Below are 15,979 nucleotides of genomic sequence, written 5' to 3'. Positions count from 1 at the left end.
TGCTCCTATTTGTATTGTTATGGAGTCAATGCGCTTACCAGAACTTCCACGTGTAGGTCGTGGCGACACGGAACTCGTTGTAGTCGTAGCCGTACTTCTGTTTCACATCGATGTTACGCAGGTCCAGTCCAAGGCCTTGCAGCGCCCCGCTCTGTACCACGTAATTGAGCCCCAGGTAGCGTTCGCTTTCCTGGTTGTCGCTCAAGTTGCCGCCGCGGTCCCAGTTCGTGCCCTTGATGTAGCGCGTGTAGAATTTCAGCCCCGGCACGCCCATCCCGGCAAAGTCATAGCTGTAGCGCGCGCCCCAGGACTTTTCATCGGGGCGGACAAAACCCAGGGACGACCAGTGCACCAGGTAAGGTTGCGGGATATAGCCGTTCATGGTCGGGAACACGCTGTCACCGAGCATGCGCTGGTAACTGAGGCCGAACATGTGCGCCCCCTTGAGCAAGCTGAACAGGGCACCGTAGGAGCGGTTGTCAATTTCACCGTTCAAGGCACTGCCGTCTTCATTGTTATTGAAGTAGCGCAAGTCGGTTTTAAGTTTGTAGCCATTGCCCAGGTCAGCCATGTGCATCAGGCCGAAATAGTGCTGCTGGTAGATATCGTGCAGGACGCCGTAGAAGTAACTGGCTTGCAACGTCTTGCTGATGTCGTAAGTGACGCCGCCAAAATCCAGGCCGTCACTGTCGAGATTATCGGTGGAGCCAAACTTGTAGAGCTTTTCGTGATTGGAAGACTCCCGTGTCACGGCAGACCAGAAGCGGCCACCGGTCACGGTCAATCCGTCAATTTCCTTGGACTCGACCACGGCCCCTTGATAGATGGTATCCAGCTGTCGACTGGGGTCATCGAACGCCACCGGCAATTGCGGGCGCAGGTCACCCACCTTTAACTCGGTCTTGCTGTAGCGCATCTTGAAGGTCGCACCGGCGCGACTGTAGTCATTGGCCGTCTGTTGATCGCTCACACTGTACGGCAGCGAACCGTCGTTGCCCGAGGAATCCAGACGCACGGCGTATTGCGCATCCACATCCAGGCCAATGGCCAAGGCCGTGTCGGTGTAGCCGGAGGTAAATTGCGCATCGAAACCCTGAGACCAACTGTGCACTTCAGACACCGGTGCATGGGTGTTGGTGTAGTTTCGGTGCAAGTAGAAGTTACGCGTATCCACTTTGAAATGACTGTCATCGATCACATCGGCATGAGCTGCCAATGGCGAACAGATAACCCCGATCACACTGGCAATACCGAGCCCACGGCAAGATTGCTTCACCTGATATCTCCATTCTTATTGTTATGGGGTAAGCGCAAGGCGAGCTCAATGGAACAGTCCGCTACGACGACACGCTTCCTGTGTGCGCAAGGTAAGCGAGTAGACGCCGCGCCGGTATCAAGATGAACAGCATCCGAAGGGGGGAAATCTCCCGTGCGGCTAAAGGTTTCCCTTAGGCGAAGCAGGTAATTGGATAAATGCCGGATTCCGACACCCTCTGCCGGCAGCCGACAAACGCTCCGGTTTTATTTTCTTAATCTCCCCTGGCCCGACGTTCATCGCTTCACGTCGGCCCAATCAGTCCTGTCACTGCACATCCCGCTCCAGGCGCTAGCCAAGCGCACCAGGGTTGGGTTTAAGGAGAATAAGAATAATGAATCCAGGTTCTACATCAGCATTCGACCAGATACTCGAAACCGTCACCGTTGGGCAGCAGCGCGTCCCAGGCGTCGTTGCTGCCGTCACCGGGCGAGACGGTTTGCTCTACGAGGGTGCTTCAGGGCAACGAACGCTCGGTCAACCAGAGGCAATGACGACCGACAGTGTTTTCGCGATGTTTTCCACGACCAAGGCGATAACCGCCACGGCCGTGCTTCAGTTGGTCGAGGAAGGCCGACTGGATCTCGATGCGCCCGCCAGGGACTACCTGCCGATGATCGGCGAACTCAAGGTGCTCGAAGGGTTTGATAGCGACGGCACCCCACGGCTTCGCCCTGCGAAAAATCACATCACCACCCGAATGCTCCTGCTTCACACCGCAGGCCTGGGTTACGAATTCTTCAACGAACACTACAACAGGCTGGTCCAGGAGCAACGACAACCCAGCATCATCAGCGGATCGTTGGCTGCCCTGAAAACGCCCTTGCTGTTCGAGCCGGGTGAGCAGTGGGAATACGGTTCCAACATGGACTGGGCCGGCCTGGTGGTCGAGGCCATTACCGGCAAGCGCCTGGGTGAAGTCATGCAACAGCGTATTTTTGAGCCTCTGGGCATGACCGACACGGCCTTCACCATGACCCCGTCAATGCTCCAGCGACGGGCTGGCATGCACCAGCGTGAAGAGGATGGATCGCTGAGCCCGGTCGAAGGCTCCCTCCTCCCGCCGGAACCCGAAGTGCATATGGGAGGCCATGGCCTGTTTTCGACAGTCAAGGATTACTGCCTGTTCATCCGCGCCTGGCTGAACGATGGACAAGGCGATCACGGACGGATCCTGAAGCCGGAGACGATTCGTTTCGCCGAGCAAAACGGCCTCGACAACTTGAAGATAAAAGCCCTTCCCTGCGTGATTCCGAGTATTTCCCATACTGCGGAATTCTTCCCCGGCATGCCAAAGTCGTGGGCGTTGAGTTTCATGATCAACGAACAAGACGCTCCCACCGGTCGCCCTGCGGGCTCCTTGGCGTGGGCTGGATTGGCCAATCTCTTCTATTGGATCGATCGCAAGAATGGCATCGGTGGCTTTTGGGCCACCCAGATACTGCCATTCGTAGACCCTGTATCGACCCAGGGTTATCTGGATTTCGAAACGGCGGCCTACCGCAACCTGAGCCGCTGAGCCGGTTCCTGATTCACCCCTCTCTAAAACCTACAAAAACAAAAACAGGTGACTCATGGAGATCTCCACGCGTACCCCTGCGCGCGCTCGTTTCTCAGCTTGCGCATTGGATACTTCAATGATCGGTGCCGCATTGCTGCTGGCCACCCTGGCCGGCAACGCCCATGCCATCGATGTGGACGCCGGCGAATACGCCGCTGCGCTTCCAGCCGGCAGCAATATCGGCTTGCTCTACCTGCAGCATGCCGAGCGGCGGTCGCTCTACAGTGACGGTCACAAGGTTGCGATCAAAGCGGGACTCGACTCGGATATCGGCATACTGCGCGTCGCCAATTACCAGCAGTTGGGTGACTACACGATCAATACGCAGTTCCTGTTGCCCTTCGGTCGCCTGGAAGGAACACGCGACAACGACGCGTTGGGACAAACCAGTGGCACGGGTGATCTGATTCTGGCCTCGACCCTGTGGCTCGTGAACGATCCGGCGAAGAACCGTTACTGGGGCATTGCGCCCTACCTGTTCGTGCCGACCGGTAGCTATGACCGCAACGATGCACTCAACCTCGGTGAAAACCGTTGGAAGATGACGTTGCAGACCGGTTATGTGACCGGCCTCACTGACAGATTGTCCCTGGACCTCACCGCCGACGTCACGCTGTTCGGCAAGAATGACGACCTCACGAGTCAAGGCCTGACGTTGCGCCAGAAGCCGCTATGGCAAGCCCAGACCTACCTCAGGTACGCCGTTACACCCAAGCTGTCGGTGCACGTCGGCGCGTCTCAACTCTGGGGCGGCGAGACGCGCATCGATGGCCAGGACCAGAACGATGAACCCGGTACCAGCAAGTATCGTGTCGGAGGATCCTACTGGATGACCCCGACCTTCCAGGCCCTGCTCAATTACGGCCAGGACGTATCGGTCGACAATGGTTTCAAGGAAGAACAGCGGGTTAACCTACGGTTGCTGTGGGTGTTCTGACCCGCTGCGATTGGCTGGGTTGGTAGGCACCGAGAGTGGCGTTGACGTTACTCTCGGTGCCCTTTTTTTCATCAAGCCGCTAGCGCAACCGGCGCTGCAAGGTTTGTGACGGCAGTTCACTGAAACGCTTGCGATAGAGCCCCGCGAAATCACCCAGGTTCAGATAACCCCATCGAAAGGCAATGGCAGAAACTGTCGCGCCCGACTCTGGATCCGCCACCCATAAATCGCGGTGTACCCCCTGTAGCCGCTGCTCGCGCAGGAACGCACCGGGCGTCATACCGCGAAAGCGCGAGAAGGCCCCACTCAATGCCCGCACACTGGTCCCGACCGCACTGGCAACCTCTGCCATCGTCGGCAGGCTAGCTGCATTGGCACTCATGAATTCTTCGGCAGCCCTCACGTAGCGGGGCGCAATCCGGTTCTTTGGACTGTTGAAATCAAGTCCGGCTTGTGCGGCGCGGCCAGCCCACTCTCGCAACAGATGAACGCACAGCGCTTGCTGCAGATGAGCCCCCATACGTCCCTCAGTCATGTGTTCGCCAGCTTCGGCAACACACCGAACCGTGTACTCCAGCAGACTTAGCCAGCTCGAACCGACCCCACCGATGATGCACTTATGCCTCCAGAATCGATCGTCGGGCACGAACCCAAACCACTGCTGCGCCATCTGCTCCAACACTGCATGTGGAAGGGTCAGATTCAGTTGCAGGTGATCCGGATCCAGGTCAACCCGGTATTCGACACGACTGCAATCGGCAATGAAGGACTCACCCACTGCCGTATCTTCAGTGTCTGAACGTTGTGTCCAATGCCGGGCATTGCCGCCAATGGTCGTGAGCAGCAAGGCATTCCCCGCCTCAGGCGAAAAATCATCGACGCTCACCGCCACGCCATAACCAAAACGGGTCAGCGTCAACTCCCCAATCCTGGATGAATGCATGGTGGCGCGAGGCTTGATGGCTTGCCCTTTGGGGGTGACACGATAGGGCATGTAAACGCGATCCGACCAGGCGCTGATTTCATCCCACTCGGTTGAAAAAACTTTGTGCTGCTGGCGTATCGGCTTGCCGCTGACATCTGTTAACAACGCATGGTCGAGAAGCATGAAGACACCTGTTTTTTATTTTTCTAGGGTCGGGTGAATGCTCTTGCTGGACTGGGATCATCCGGTGCCAGTGACCCTGCGTAAAGAGCTTTTTGATGGTGACTGTCCCGTTCTGAAACAGTTGTACGGGTTCGATACAGCCCTGCCTTCGTCATACCTGTGCGCAATGCTCATTGGCAACGCATCACGCCCGGCGCCACGGCGTTTTTAGCAGGCTGGCACAGGCGTTGCTCCGGGGCTTGGGACAAAAATCACAACAACGAGGCCTCGCCCATGGAACACCTTCCACTGCATCCCAAGACCGTTGAATTCCTCTCCAGACGATCGCGCATGCTGATCGGCGCCGAATGGATGGACGCCGCCAGCGGCGCGACGATGGCCGTGCGCAATCCGGCCACCGGCAAGCTGCTGCTGGACGTGCCGTCCGCCAACCATGTCGATGTGGATCGCGCCGTGCAAGCCGCGCGACGCGCTTTCGATGACTCCGCCTGGAGCCACATGCGCCCACGCGAGCGGCAGAACCTGCTGTGGCGGCTGGCCGACCTGATCGAGCGCGACGCCCAGGTGATCGCCGAGCTGGAATGCCTGAACAACGGCAAGAGCGTGCAGATGGCACGCCTGGTGGACGTCCAACTGTCTATCGACTCCCTGCGCTACATGGCCGGCTGGGCCACCAAGGTCTCGGGTACTACTGTGGACCCGTCCCTGCCGCTGATGCCGGACAGCCAATTCCACGCCTTCATCCGCCGCGAGGCGGTTGGGGTGGTTGGCGCCATCGTTGCCTGGAACTTTCCCTTCATGCTGGCTTGCTGGAAACTCGGCCCGGCCTTGGCCACCGGTTGCAGCCTGGTACTCAAGCCTGCCGACGAGACACCCTTGAGTGCCCTCAAGCTGGCCGAGCTTGTGCTGGAAGCCGGCTACCCCACCGGCGTGTTCAACGTGGTCACTGGCACCGGTCTTAACGCTGGCGCGGCACTGAGCAATCACCCGGGAGTAGACAAGCTGACCTTCACCGGGTCCACCGAAGTGGGCAAGCAGATCGGCAAGGCGGCCATGGACAACATGACTCGCGTGACCCTGGAGTTGGGCGGCAAATCGCCAACCATCGTCCTGGCGGACGCCGACCTGCAGGTGGCCGCGGCCGGTGCCGCCAGCGCGATCTTCTTCAACCAGGGCCAGGTGTGCTGCGCCGGTTCGCGCCTGTATGTGCACCGCAAGCATTTCGACCGGGTGGTGGGCGACATCGTCGATATCGCCAATGGCATGAAGCTCGGTAACGGCCTGGACCCCAGCGTGGCCATGGGGCCGCTGATCTCCGCCAAGCAACAGGATCGGGTGCACAACTACATCGAGATGGGCCGCGAACTGGGCGCCACCATCGCCTGCGGCGGCGAGAAGTTCGGCCCCGGCTACTTCGTCCAACCCACGGTGATCGTCGACGTCGACCAGCAGCATCGCCTGGTGCAGGAAGAAATCTTCGGCCCGGTGCTGGTGGCCATGCCCTTCGACGACATCGACCAGGCCGTGCACCTGGCCAACGACAACAGCTACGGTCTGGGGGCCAGCATCTGGTCCAATGACATGAGCGCGGTGCACCGCATGATACCGCGCATCAAGTCCGGCTCGGTCTGGGTCAACTGCCACAGCGCCCTCGACCCGGTGCTGCCCTTCGGCGGCTACAAGCTCTCCGGCGTCGGCCGTGAACTGGGTGCGGCAGCGATCGACCACTACACCGAACTGAAGACGGTGATGATCAAGCTGTAACCCCTTCTCAGGCTGGGGCCGGCTTGCGCGGTCTCTGCCTTTTTAATCTCGGGTGATGCGTCATCGCTCACCACTCATTTGAAGGAACTGTCATGCCTCAATATGTCATCGAACGGGAAATCCCGGGAGCTGGAAAACTCTCGGCCGAGGAACTCCGGGCCATCTCGCAGAAGTCCTGTGCCGTGCTCAGCACCATGGGGCCTCACATCCAATGGCTCCACAGTTATGTGACAGGCGACAAGGTCTACTGCCAGTACATCGCGGCTAACGAACAGTTGATCCGCGAACATGCCGAGCAAGGCGGCTTCCCGGCCAACAGCGTGGCCGAAGTGCTCGATATCATCGGCGCGAACACCGCCCGCTAGGACCTCGTGCGCAAGGCCGCCGCTCCTCGTGGAGCGAGGTCTTGCCCGTGGCGTTAATCTTCCTGCATCCCCTTGAGCTTGCGGTACAGCGTCGCGCGCCCGATCCCCAGGCTGCGCGCGGCAGCCGAGAGGTTACCGCCGCTCGCCTCCACCGCCGCCTTGATTGCACGCTGCTTGGAGGCCTGCAGGGTATCCCCCGCCTGCGGCTGCGACTGCGGCCTGCCTGCCGCTGGCGAGGCCGGGGTATCACCAACCTCCATTACGTCGTCCGGCAAGTGCTGCAGGCCGATCTCGCCTTCATTCTCGGCCAGGGCGGCGGCCAGGCGCAGGGTCTGGTAAAGCTGGCGGACATTGCCAGGCCAGCGATAGGCCAACAGCGCCTGCAGCGCCGCCTTGTTCAGCCTGGGCGCCTGCTGTGCGGTGTTTTCGGCGCACAACAGGTGCTGGATCAGTTCCACTAGATCGTGCCGTTCGCGCAACGCTGGCAGCACCACGCGCAGGCCGTTGATGCGGTAGTAGAGATCCTCGCGGAATCCATGGTTGGCGCTGAGCTGCTTGAGGTCGCGGTGGGTGGCGCAGATCAGCGCGCAGTCCACCTTGATCACCTCGCTGCTGCCAAGGCGGGTCAGGCTGCGCTCCTGCAACACGCGCAGCAGGCGACCCTGCAGCTCCTGGGGCATGTCGCCGATCTCGTCGAGGAACAGGGTGCCTTTGTGCGCCTGCTCGATCTTGCCGCTGGCGCCGCCCTTGCGGCTGCCGGTAAAGGCACCTTCGGCGTGGCCGAACAATTCCGACTCGATCAGGCTGGCCGGAATGGACGAGCAGTTGATCGCGATGAAGGCTTCGCCAGCGCGGCTGCTGCCTTCGTGCAACAGACGGGCGAAGACCTCCTTGCCAGTGCCTGTCTCGCCGTTGATCAATACCGGGATGTCGCGGGCGAAGGCCTTGCGTGCGCGGGCCAGAGCCTCCTGCAGGGCCGGATCCTGCAGACAGGGGCCGGCTTGCGGCGGTGGCAGCGGCTCGGCGGTTTTCGCACGCGAGAGTACCGGAGGCTGTCCCCGCATCGGTTTCTGCCCGGGGCCGAGCGTGATGCAAGCATGCAGTTCGCCGCGGTGGTGACTGCGCAGGCGCAACGGCGCGCTGAGGTCGTGGCGGCAGTAACAGGTGGCATGAACGAAGGGCATGTCGAACAGTTCGGCGAAGTCCAGGCCGGCCTGGATCTCGCCGAGCGTCAACAACTGTGCGGCGATGCGGTTGGCGCAGCGCAGTTTGCCGGCAGGATCGAAGGCCAGCAGGCCTTCCAGTGGCGTGCCGAGGATGTCCAGGCGATGGTGCAAGTGCACCAGCAGCACATCGCCGAGCTGGGCGAACATGCGGTTTTCGATGGCACGCGCGGCGAACACCAGGGAATCGAGGGTGTACACCGAGGGCACGCCATGTTTGCTGCTGGCGTCCAGTACCCCGACTATGCCGCCATCCAGGCCGAAGATCGGCGTGGCCAGGCAGGAGAACTGGCGAGCCTCCTCCAGGTAATGCTCCTCGCCGACAAAAAATACCGAGTCGCGCTCGGTGAGGACGCAACTTGGTGCGGTGGTGCCGACGTTTTGTTCGGATATCTGCGCACCGACGCGGAACACCTGATTCAACTCGCGGTTGTCCGGGCTGAGTCGGCCCAGGCTGCTGAGTACCACGCCTTCCAGATCGAGGCAGGCCAGCACCCAGTCTTTCGGCGACAAGGCGGCGTGCAGCTGCTCCATCTCCGGAGCGGCGCAGGTCAGCAACAGGCGATTGCTTTCAGCGATCTGCTCGCGACTGGCAACCACCGGCGCGTCAAACAGCAGATTGTCGCGCTGGCACAGGCCGTAATTCTGCGAGCGCTGCCAGGATCTCTCGATCATTTGTGAGTCGACGAAACGCTTGCGCGAAGGGGGTGTCGCGGGGCTGTTGGATTTGGGCATGGCATGCGTCTCGCGGCCGAATGTCTCGAAGTGGGCCAGCTCGACCCCAAGCCACTGTCTCAAATTGAGCCAGCGATACAGCGGGACTCTTCCCGCACGGCCTTCGACACTTCTTATTATTACTCAAGCCATTGATTTAAAAGCTTTTTTATTAATCCAGAAAAAGCTGGCACAAGCTCTGCTCAATGACTTCACGTTAGTCCGGATAACCGCTCCGGCACTAAGTTGATCATAAACAAAAACAATAAAGGTAATGTCATGAAAATGAGCACAGAGCCGGCTCCTCGCAGCCCGGGCTGGCCACCACACAAGTTTCGCCTGGCCCATCTGTTGCACGCTTCGCTCTTCGGCCTGCTGGCCGGTTTCTCTTGCAGCACCCTGGCGGTGGACGTCGATGCCGGCGATTACACCGCACTTCCCGAAGGCACCAACCTGGGCCTGGTCTATTACCAGCATGCCGAACGCAATGCCCTCTACTCCGACGGCCACAAGGTACCGATCGATGCCGGCCTGGATTCCGACATCGGTATTTTGCGCGGCGTGCACTTCACCAAGATTGGCGATTACATCGTCGACCCGCAGTTCCTCCTGCCGTTCGGCAACTTGCGAGCCAAGGATGATCTGCAAGACCTGGGCAACGACAGCGGCACTGGCGACCTGATCCTTGCCGCCACCGTCTGGCTGCTGAATGAACCGAAAAATCGCCGCTACTTCGGCATCACCCCGTTCCTCTACGTACCCACTGGGAGCTACGACAAGGACCGCGCGATCAACCTCGGCGAGAACCGCTGGAAGCTCGCCCTGCAAGCGGGCTATATCACCGGCCTGACCGAAAAGCTGACCCTCGATCTGGTCGGCGACGTGACGTTCTTTGGCCACAACGACGACTTCGGTAGAGCCAGCGAAACCCAGAAGCAGGACCCTCTCTATCAGGGCCAGGCTTTTCTACGCTACAACTTCACCGAGCGTTTCGATGTGCGCGCGGGCGTTTCGAAGCTCTGGGGCGGTGAAAGCAACATCAGTGACATAGATATGGACGACAAGCCGGGCACCAGCAAATTCACAGTCGGCACGTCGTACTTCGTCACCCCGAGCACTCAGTTGATGGTCAATTACGGGCAGGACATCGCGGTGGACAACGGCTTCGAGGAGGACAGCCGCATCAACTTGCGCATCCTGCAGTTGTTCTAGCCACTGCCGCTCGCCAGGGTCTCATTCCAATTTCAATAACAGGAGTCCTGCGTCTATGAACACGCAGTCTGCATCCCGAATTCTCGCTGGCCTGGCCTTCGCCTTGCTGGCGCCGCTGGCCGTCGCCGCACAGGTCGACCAGGCCGCCATCATTGCCAGCAAGCAAGACGGTAGCCAATGGCTCAGCCATGGCCGCACCTACGACGAACAGCGCTTCAGCCCCCTGGACCAGATCACCGCGAAGAACGCCGACAAGCTGGGCCTGGCCTGGTCCCTCGACCTTGATAACCACCGTGGCCTGGAAGCCACGCCGCTCTTCGCCGACGGCGTGCTCTACACATCGCTGTCCTGGAGCCGCGCGATGGCGGTGGATGCGCGCACCGGCAAGACGCTCTGGACCTTCGATCCGCAGATCGCCCGCGAAAAAGCCCGCGACGCCTGCTGCGACGCGGTCAATCGCGGCGTCGCGCTGTGGAACGGCAAGGTCTTCATTGGCACCCTGGACGGGCGACTGATTGCCCTCGATGCAAAAACCGGCAAAGAGGTGTGGAGCCAGCAGACCACCGACAACAGCAAGCCCTATACCATTACCGGCGCGCCACGTGTGGTAAAGGGCAAGGTCATCATCGGCAACGGCGGCGCCGAATACGGCGTGCGCGGCTACTTCTCCGCCTATGATGCCGAGACCGGCAAGATGGCTTGGCGCTTCTACACGGTGCCCGGCGACCCGAACCAGCCCTACGAACACCCAGAGCTGGCCGAAGCGGCCAAGACCTGGAAGGGTGACGAGTACTGGAAGCTTGGGGGCGGCGGCACGGTATGGGACGGCATGGCCTATGACCCTGAGCTGGACCTGCTGTACATCGGCACCGGCAATGGTTCGCCGTGGAACCGCGAGCTGCGCAGCCCCGGTGGCGGCGACAACCTCTACCTGTCCTCGATCCTCGCGCTCAACCCGGACACCGGTCGGCTGGCCTGGCACTATCAGGTGACCCCGGGCGACTCCTGGGACTTCACCGCCACCCAGCAGATTACCCTGGCGACCCTGGAGATCGGCGGCAAGCCGCGCAAGGTGCTGATGCAAGCGCCGAAAAACGGCTTCTTCTACGTCATCGACCGCCAGACCGGCGAGCTGCTCTCTGCCGAAAAATTCGGCAAGGTCACCTGGGCCGAGAAGATCGACCTGGCGACCGGCAAGCCGGTGGAGGCACCCGGTGTGCGCTACGAGAAAGAGCCCATCGTCATGTGGCCGAGCCCCTTCGGCGCGCACGGCTGGCATTCGATGTCATTCAACCCGCAAACCGGCCTGGTTTATATTCCCTATCAGGAGATCCCGGGTGTCTATCGCAACGAAGGCAAGGACTTCATAAAGCGCAAGGGCTTCAACACCGGCGCGGGCTTCTCCGACGCCACCGAGATTCCCCGCGAGGCTGTTTCCGGTGCATTGCTGGCCTGGGACCCGGTCAAGCAAAAGGAATCCTGGCGCGTACCCTACGATCACTACTGGAACGGCGGCACCCTCAGCACCGCCGGCAACCTGGTGTTCCAGGGTACGGCCAACGGCAACTTCGTCGCTTATTCCGCAGACAAGGGAAAAAAACTCTGGTCGTTCGGCGCACAGACCGGCATCGTCGCCGCCCCCATCACCTACAGCCTGGACGGTGAGCAGTACATCGCCGTGATGGCCGGTTGGGGCGGTGTCGCCCCGCTGATCGGAGGCGATGCCGCCGTCGCGCCGGGAGCCGGTAACCTCAGCCGCCTGCTGGTGTTCAAGCTCGATGGCAAGGCCTCCCTTCCGCCACTGCCGGAAAAAGCCGTGGTGGCGGTGAACCGCACGCCAACACCGGTCGACGCTCCCGCCGCGGATATCGCCGCCGGCCAGCAGTTGTACGGCGCCTACTGCTCCGTCTGCCACGGGGTGGGCGCGCAAAGTGGTGGCTTGATCCCCGATCTGCGCAAGTCCGATGAATCGCGCCGCCACCTGTTCCAGCAGATTGTCCTGGACGGCGTACTGCGGCCGCTAGGCATGCCCTCCTTCAAGGACAGCCTCGAGCCCGCCGATGTCGAGAAGATCAAGCACTACATCATGAGCCAGGAGTACGCCGCTTACCTCAAGGCACAGCAACCGGTTGCGGCCAAGGCCACGCCGTAGACGTAGCGTAAAAGTGGCGAGTCCGGATGACCGCGCTCGCCACCCTGCCGGGCAACTAACCAACCCAAAAACAATGAGGAACTCGATCATGTGGACCAAACCTGCCTACACCGACCTGCGCATTGGCTTCGAAGTCACGATGTACTTCGCCAACCGGTGACCCTGTAGTGACGGCATGAGTCTTGTGCTGTAACCGATGGCCCCTTCGCGAGCAGGCTCGCTCCCACAGGGGGAAGGCGATCTACTGTGGGAGCGAGCCTGCTCGCGAAGAGGCCGGTAATAACGCCTCATTTCTACGGCTGTTCGTTGGAGAACCGCAATGACCGACACCCCCATGTCCCCCGCCGAATTCGAAGCCGCCCTGCGCGCCAAGGGCGCCTACTACCACATCCACCACCCCTACCACGTGGCGATGTACGAAGGCAGGGCCACCCGCGAGCAGATCCAGGGCTGGGTCGCCAACCGCTTTTACTATCAGGTGAACATCCCCCTGAAGGACGCGGCCATCCTGGCCAATTGCCCGGACCGCGAGGTCCGTCGCGAATGGATTCAACGCCTGCTCGACCATGACGGCGCCCCCGGCGAAGACGGCGGTATCGAAGCCTGGCTGCGCCTGGGCCAGGCCGTCGGTCTCGACCCGGACCAATTGCGTTCACAGGAACTGGTGCTGCCCGGCGTGCGTTTTGCTGTCGACGCCTACGTCAACTTCGCTCGTCGCGCCCGTTGGCAGGAAGCGGCCAGCAGCTCGCTGACCGAGCTGTTCGCCCCGCAGATCCACCAATCGCGCCTGGACAGCTGGCCGCAGCACTACCCGTGGATCGACCCCACCGGCTACGCGTATTTCCGCACGCGCCTGGGCCAGGCGCGGCGCGATGTCGAGCACGGCCTGGCCATCACCCTCGAGCACTACACGACCCGGGAAGGCCAGGAACGCATGCTGGAAATTCTCCAGTTCAAACTGGACATTCTTTGGAGCATGCTCGATGCCATGAGCATGGCCTATGAGTTGAACCGCCCGCCCTACCATACGGTGACGAGTGAACGGGTCTGGCACAAAGGAATCACCCTATGAGTTTCGATCGCAGCAAGACCCCGACCTGGCGTCCTGGCTACCGTTTCCAGTACGAACCGGCACAGAAAGGCCACGTGCTGCTGTACCCGGAAGGCATGATTAAACTCAATGAAAGCGCGGCGCTGATTGGCGGCTTGATCGATGGCGAGCGCAATGTCGCCGCGATTATCAAGGAACTCAACCAGCAGTTCCCCGATGTGCCTGAGCTCGGTGACGACATCGAGCAATTCATGGAGGTTGCCCGTGCACAGCACTGGATCGAACTTGCCTGATTCATCCAGGCAAGTGCCGCCCAAGCCCGAGATCGGCCTGCCTCTTTGGTTGCTGGCCGAACTGACTTATCGCTGCCCGCTGCAATGCCCGTACTGCTCCAATCCGCTGGATTTTGCCGAACAAGGCCAGGAGCTCAGTACCGAGCAGTGGATCAAGGTGTTCCGCGAGGCACGCGAGATGGGCGCGGCGCAGCTGGGCTTTTCCGGTGGTGAGCCGTTGGTGCGCCAGGACCTCGCCGAGCTGATTGCCGAAGCGCGCCAGCTGGGGTTCTACACCAACCTGATCACCTCCGGCATCGGCCTGACCGAGCAGAAAATCAGCGATTTCAAAAAGGCCGGTCTCGATCACATCCAGATCAGTTTCCAGGCCAGCGACGAGCAGGTGAACAACCTGCTGGCGGGCTCGAAAAAAGCCTTCGCGCAAAAGCTGGAAATGGCCCGCGCCGTGAAAGCCCATGGCTATCCGATGGTGCTGAACTTCGTGACCCATCGGCACAACATCGACAAGATCGACCGCATCATCGAGCTGTGCATTGCCCTGGAGGCCGACTTCGTCGAACTCGCCACCTGCCAGTTCTACGGCTGGGCGCAACTCAACCGGGTGGGGCTGCTGCCGACCCGGGAACAGCTTGTTCGTGCGGAGCGCGTTACCAACGAATACCGCGCCAAACTGGAAGCCGAAGGGCATCCGTGCAAGTTGATTTTCGTCACCCCGGACTACTACGAAGAACGCCCGAAAGCCTGCATGAACGGCTGGGGCAGTATCTTCCTGACGGTCACACCGGACGGCACCGCCCTGCCCTGTCATGGCGCCCGACAGCTGCCGGTGCAGTTTCCCAACGTGCGCGAGCACAGCATGCAGCACATCTGGTACGACTCGTTCGGCTTCAACCGCTTTCGCGGTTACGACTGGATGCCGGAGCCATGCCGCTCCTGCGACGAGAAAGAAAAGGACTTCGGCGGCTGTCGCTGCCAGGCCTTCATGCTCACGGGGGATGCGCGCAACGCGGACCCGGTGTGCAGCAAGTCGCCTCATCACGGCGTGATCCTCAAGGCCCGCGAAGAGGCCGAGCACGCGACCCAGACCATTGAACAACTGGCCTTTCGCAATGAACGAAACTCACGCCTGATCGTCAAGAACGGTTGAATGCGTTAACCCAGGATTCAGGGCGACGGCAAGTACGCCATCACACGGGACTCGCCCATCAGCAGCGGCTGATTGAGTTCCGCGCAGGCACGCAAATAGTCGGCTACCAGAGTGATCCGCTTGAGCTTGCGCAGATCCTCGCTGTAGTACATCCAGAACTGTCGAGTGACCTCGACCTCATCCGGCAGCACTTCACACAAGCGCGGGTCGGGACCGGCGAGGAAGCAGGGCAAAATGGCCAGCGCGCGGCCTTCCAAAGCCGCATGGTACTGGGAGACTACGCTGGTGCTGCGCAGGCGGCTGTGCGCGCCGGGCAGCAGGTCGTTCAGGTAGAGCAGCTTGAAGCTGAAGGCCAGGTCCTCGACATAGGTCACGAACGGGTGACTGGCCAAATCCTCGCTGCTGGTAATCGGTGGATGATCGGCCAGGTACTGCGGTGTCGCATACAGGCGCAAGCGATAGTCGCACAGGCGCGAGCACACGTAGGGCCCCCGTTCAGGACGCTCCAGGGTGATGGCGATGTCCGCCTCGCGTCGCGACAGGTTGACGAAGTGCGGGACCGGCAGGATGTCCACTGAGATGTGCGGATAGTGAATGATGAAATGGCTCATCTGCGTGGTGATGAAACAGGAGCCGAACGCTTCGGTACAGCCGATGCGCAAATGCCCGGCGAGCCCCGCGGTGGTTCCCGATACCTGCTCGCACGCTGCCAGCAATGTACTTTCCAATGATTCGGCGTGACTGATCAGGCGTTGCCCCTCGACCGTCATGACAAAACCCGACGCACGGGACTTCTCGAAAAGCAGTGCGCCAAGGCTTTGCTCAAGGGCGCGGATGCGCCTCGACACCGTGGTGTAGTCGACCCCCAGGCGGCGTGCTGCGCCACTGGCGGTGCGCGCACGGGCGACCTCGAGAAAGAAACGCATATCGTCCCAATTCACTTGGTTTTGCGTTGTGCGATTTTGCATATTCATCAGGCTTTTCTGCCAATTCTTATTGGAAATTAGCCAACATATACTCGCATCCAGCCTGGTTTTACCAGCAGCATTTCGCAAGCGGAAAGGCCCTGATTTCAATCAGGGCTGACGGCCTGAATGCAGGCTCAAAAGCCTGTTTTCAAGGCGAAAAAAGGCAACT

General features: G+C 60.7%; 14 protein-coding genes. 10 read left to right on the top strand and 4 right to left on the bottom strand.

All coding sequences use genetic code 11. The annotated features are described in order from the left end of the window. Positions 1 to 34: 34 nt before the first annotated feature. Positions 35 to 1,276: an OprD family outer membrane porin gene (locus tag HGP31_RS10730; RefSeq protein ID WP_020801120.1), complete on the bottom strand. Its 1,242-nt coding sequence runs from the start codon at positions 1,274 to 1,276 to the stop codon at positions 35 to 37. Positions 1,277 to 1,649: 373 nt separating this feature from the next. Here HGP31_RS10730 and acmB point away from each other — a divergent pair, with 373 nt between their 5' ends. Both acmB and HGP31_RS10720 read left to right on the top strand, forming a co-directional pair. Beyond that, positions 1,650 to 2,834 carry a methyl acetate hydrolase AcmB gene (acmB, locus tag HGP31_RS10725; RefSeq protein WP_020801121.1) on the top strand — a complete coding sequence of 395 codons (1,185 nt, stop codon included), beginning with the start codon at positions 1,650 to 1,652 and terminating at the stop codon, positions 2,832 to 2,834. Between the two features lie 55 nt (positions 2,835 to 2,889). After that, the gene (locus tag HGP31_RS10720; RefSeq protein WP_033044824.1) at positions 2,890 to 3,813 is read left to right on the top strand and encodes a transporter; all 924 of its coding nucleotides are present in this window, start codon (positions 2,890 to 2,892) and stop codon (positions 3,811 to 3,813) included. 79 nt (positions 3,814 to 3,892) lie between these two features. On the opposite strand, the gene HGP31_RS10715 is transcribed toward HGP31_RS10720, so the two are convergent. Continuing rightward, on the bottom strand, positions 3,893 to 4,921 hold the full coding sequence (locus HGP31_RS10715) for an AraC family transcriptional regulator (protein WP_168757667.1): 1,029 nt from the start codon (positions 4,919 to 4,921) through the stop codon (positions 3,893 to 3,895). 273 nt (positions 4,922 to 5,194) lie between these two features. Between HGP31_RS10715 and HGP31_RS10710 the strand changes: the two genes are divergently transcribed. Then, positions 5,195 to 6,685, top strand: a complete 1,491-nt coding sequence (locus HGP31_RS10710) for an aldehyde dehydrogenase family protein (RefSeq protein WP_168757666.1) — start codon at positions 5,195 to 5,197, stop codon at positions 6,683 to 6,685. A 92-nt stretch (positions 6,686 to 6,777) separates the two neighbouring features. After that, positions 6,778 to 7,050, top strand: a complete 273-nt coding sequence (locus tag HGP31_RS10705) for a DUF4242 domain-containing protein (protein WP_168757665.1) — start codon at positions 6,778 to 6,780, stop codon at positions 7,048 to 7,050. Between the two features lie 53 nt (positions 7,051 to 7,103). On the opposite strand, the gene HGP31_RS10700 is transcribed toward HGP31_RS10705, so the two are convergent. After that, the gene (locus HGP31_RS10700) at positions 7,104 to 9,008 is read right to left on the bottom strand and encodes a sigma-54-dependent Fis family transcriptional regulator (protein WP_168757664.1); all 1,905 of its coding nucleotides are present in this window, start codon (positions 9,006 to 9,008) and stop codon (positions 7,104 to 7,106) included. Between the two features lie 258 nt (positions 9,009 to 9,266). Between HGP31_RS10700 and HGP31_RS10695 the strand changes: the two genes are divergently transcribed. The 6 genes from HGP31_RS10695 (at position 9,267) to pqqE (ending at position 14,842) form a co-directional block, all read left to right on the top strand. Further along, positions 9,267 to 10,199 (top strand): transporter, encoded by a 933-nt coding sequence (locus HGP31_RS10695; protein ID WP_033044819.1) that lies wholly within the window; start codon positions 9,267 to 9,269, stop codon positions 10,197 to 10,199. Positions 10,200 to 10,254: 55 nt separating this feature from the next. Beyond that, positions 10,255 to 12,351, top strand: coding sequence for a PQQ-dependent dehydrogenase, methanol/ethanol family (locus HGP31_RS10690; RefSeq protein WP_168757663.1), 2,097 nt, complete (start codon positions 10,255 to 10,257; stop codon positions 12,349 to 12,351). Positions 12,352 to 12,439: 88 nt separating this feature from the next. Then, positions 12,440 to 12,511 (top strand): pyrroloquinoline quinone precursor peptide PqqA, encoded by a 72-nt coding sequence (pqqA, locus tag HGP31_RS10685; protein ID WP_003243383.1) that lies wholly within the window; start codon positions 12,440 to 12,442, stop codon positions 12,509 to 12,511. A 159-nt stretch (positions 12,512 to 12,670) separates the two neighbouring features. Continuing rightward, on the top strand, positions 12,671 to 13,423 hold the full coding sequence (gene pqqC, locus HGP31_RS10680; RefSeq protein WP_020796018.1) for a pyrroloquinoline-quinone synthase PqqC: 753 nt from the start codon (positions 12,671 to 12,673) through the stop codon (positions 13,421 to 13,423). Then, positions 13,420 to 13,695, top strand: coding sequence for a pyrroloquinoline quinone biosynthesis peptide chaperone PqqD (gene pqqD, locus HGP31_RS10675; RefSeq protein WP_168757662.1), 276 nt, complete (start codon positions 13,420 to 13,422; stop codon positions 13,693 to 13,695). The genes pqqC and pqqD overlap by 4 nt, the downstream gene beginning before the upstream one ends. Further along, a complete protein-coding gene (gene pqqE, locus HGP31_RS10670) occupies positions 13,667 to 14,842 on the top strand; it encodes a pyrroloquinoline quinone biosynthesis protein PqqE (RefSeq protein ID WP_168757661.1) in 1,176 nt (391 codons plus the stop codon). The genes pqqD and pqqE overlap by 29 nt, the downstream gene beginning before the upstream one ends. Positions 14,843 to 14,859: 17 nt before the next feature. On the opposite strand, the gene HGP31_RS10665 is transcribed toward pqqE, so the two are convergent. Next, positions 14,860 to 15,816: a LysR family transcriptional regulator gene (locus tag HGP31_RS10665; RefSeq protein ID WP_080725407.1), complete on the bottom strand. Its 957-nt coding sequence runs from the start codon at positions 15,814 to 15,816 to the stop codon at positions 14,860 to 14,862. Positions 15,817 to 15,979: the final 163 nt, after the last annotated feature.

The organism is Pseudomonas umsongensis, from assembly GCF_012647205.1.
In the GTDB taxonomy this organism is placed as follows: domain Bacteria; phylum Pseudomonadota; class Gammaproteobacteria; order Pseudomonadales; family Pseudomonadaceae; genus Aquipseudomonas; species Aquipseudomonas umsongensis.
This window is presented reverse-complemented; position numbering and strand designations above follow the sequence as displayed.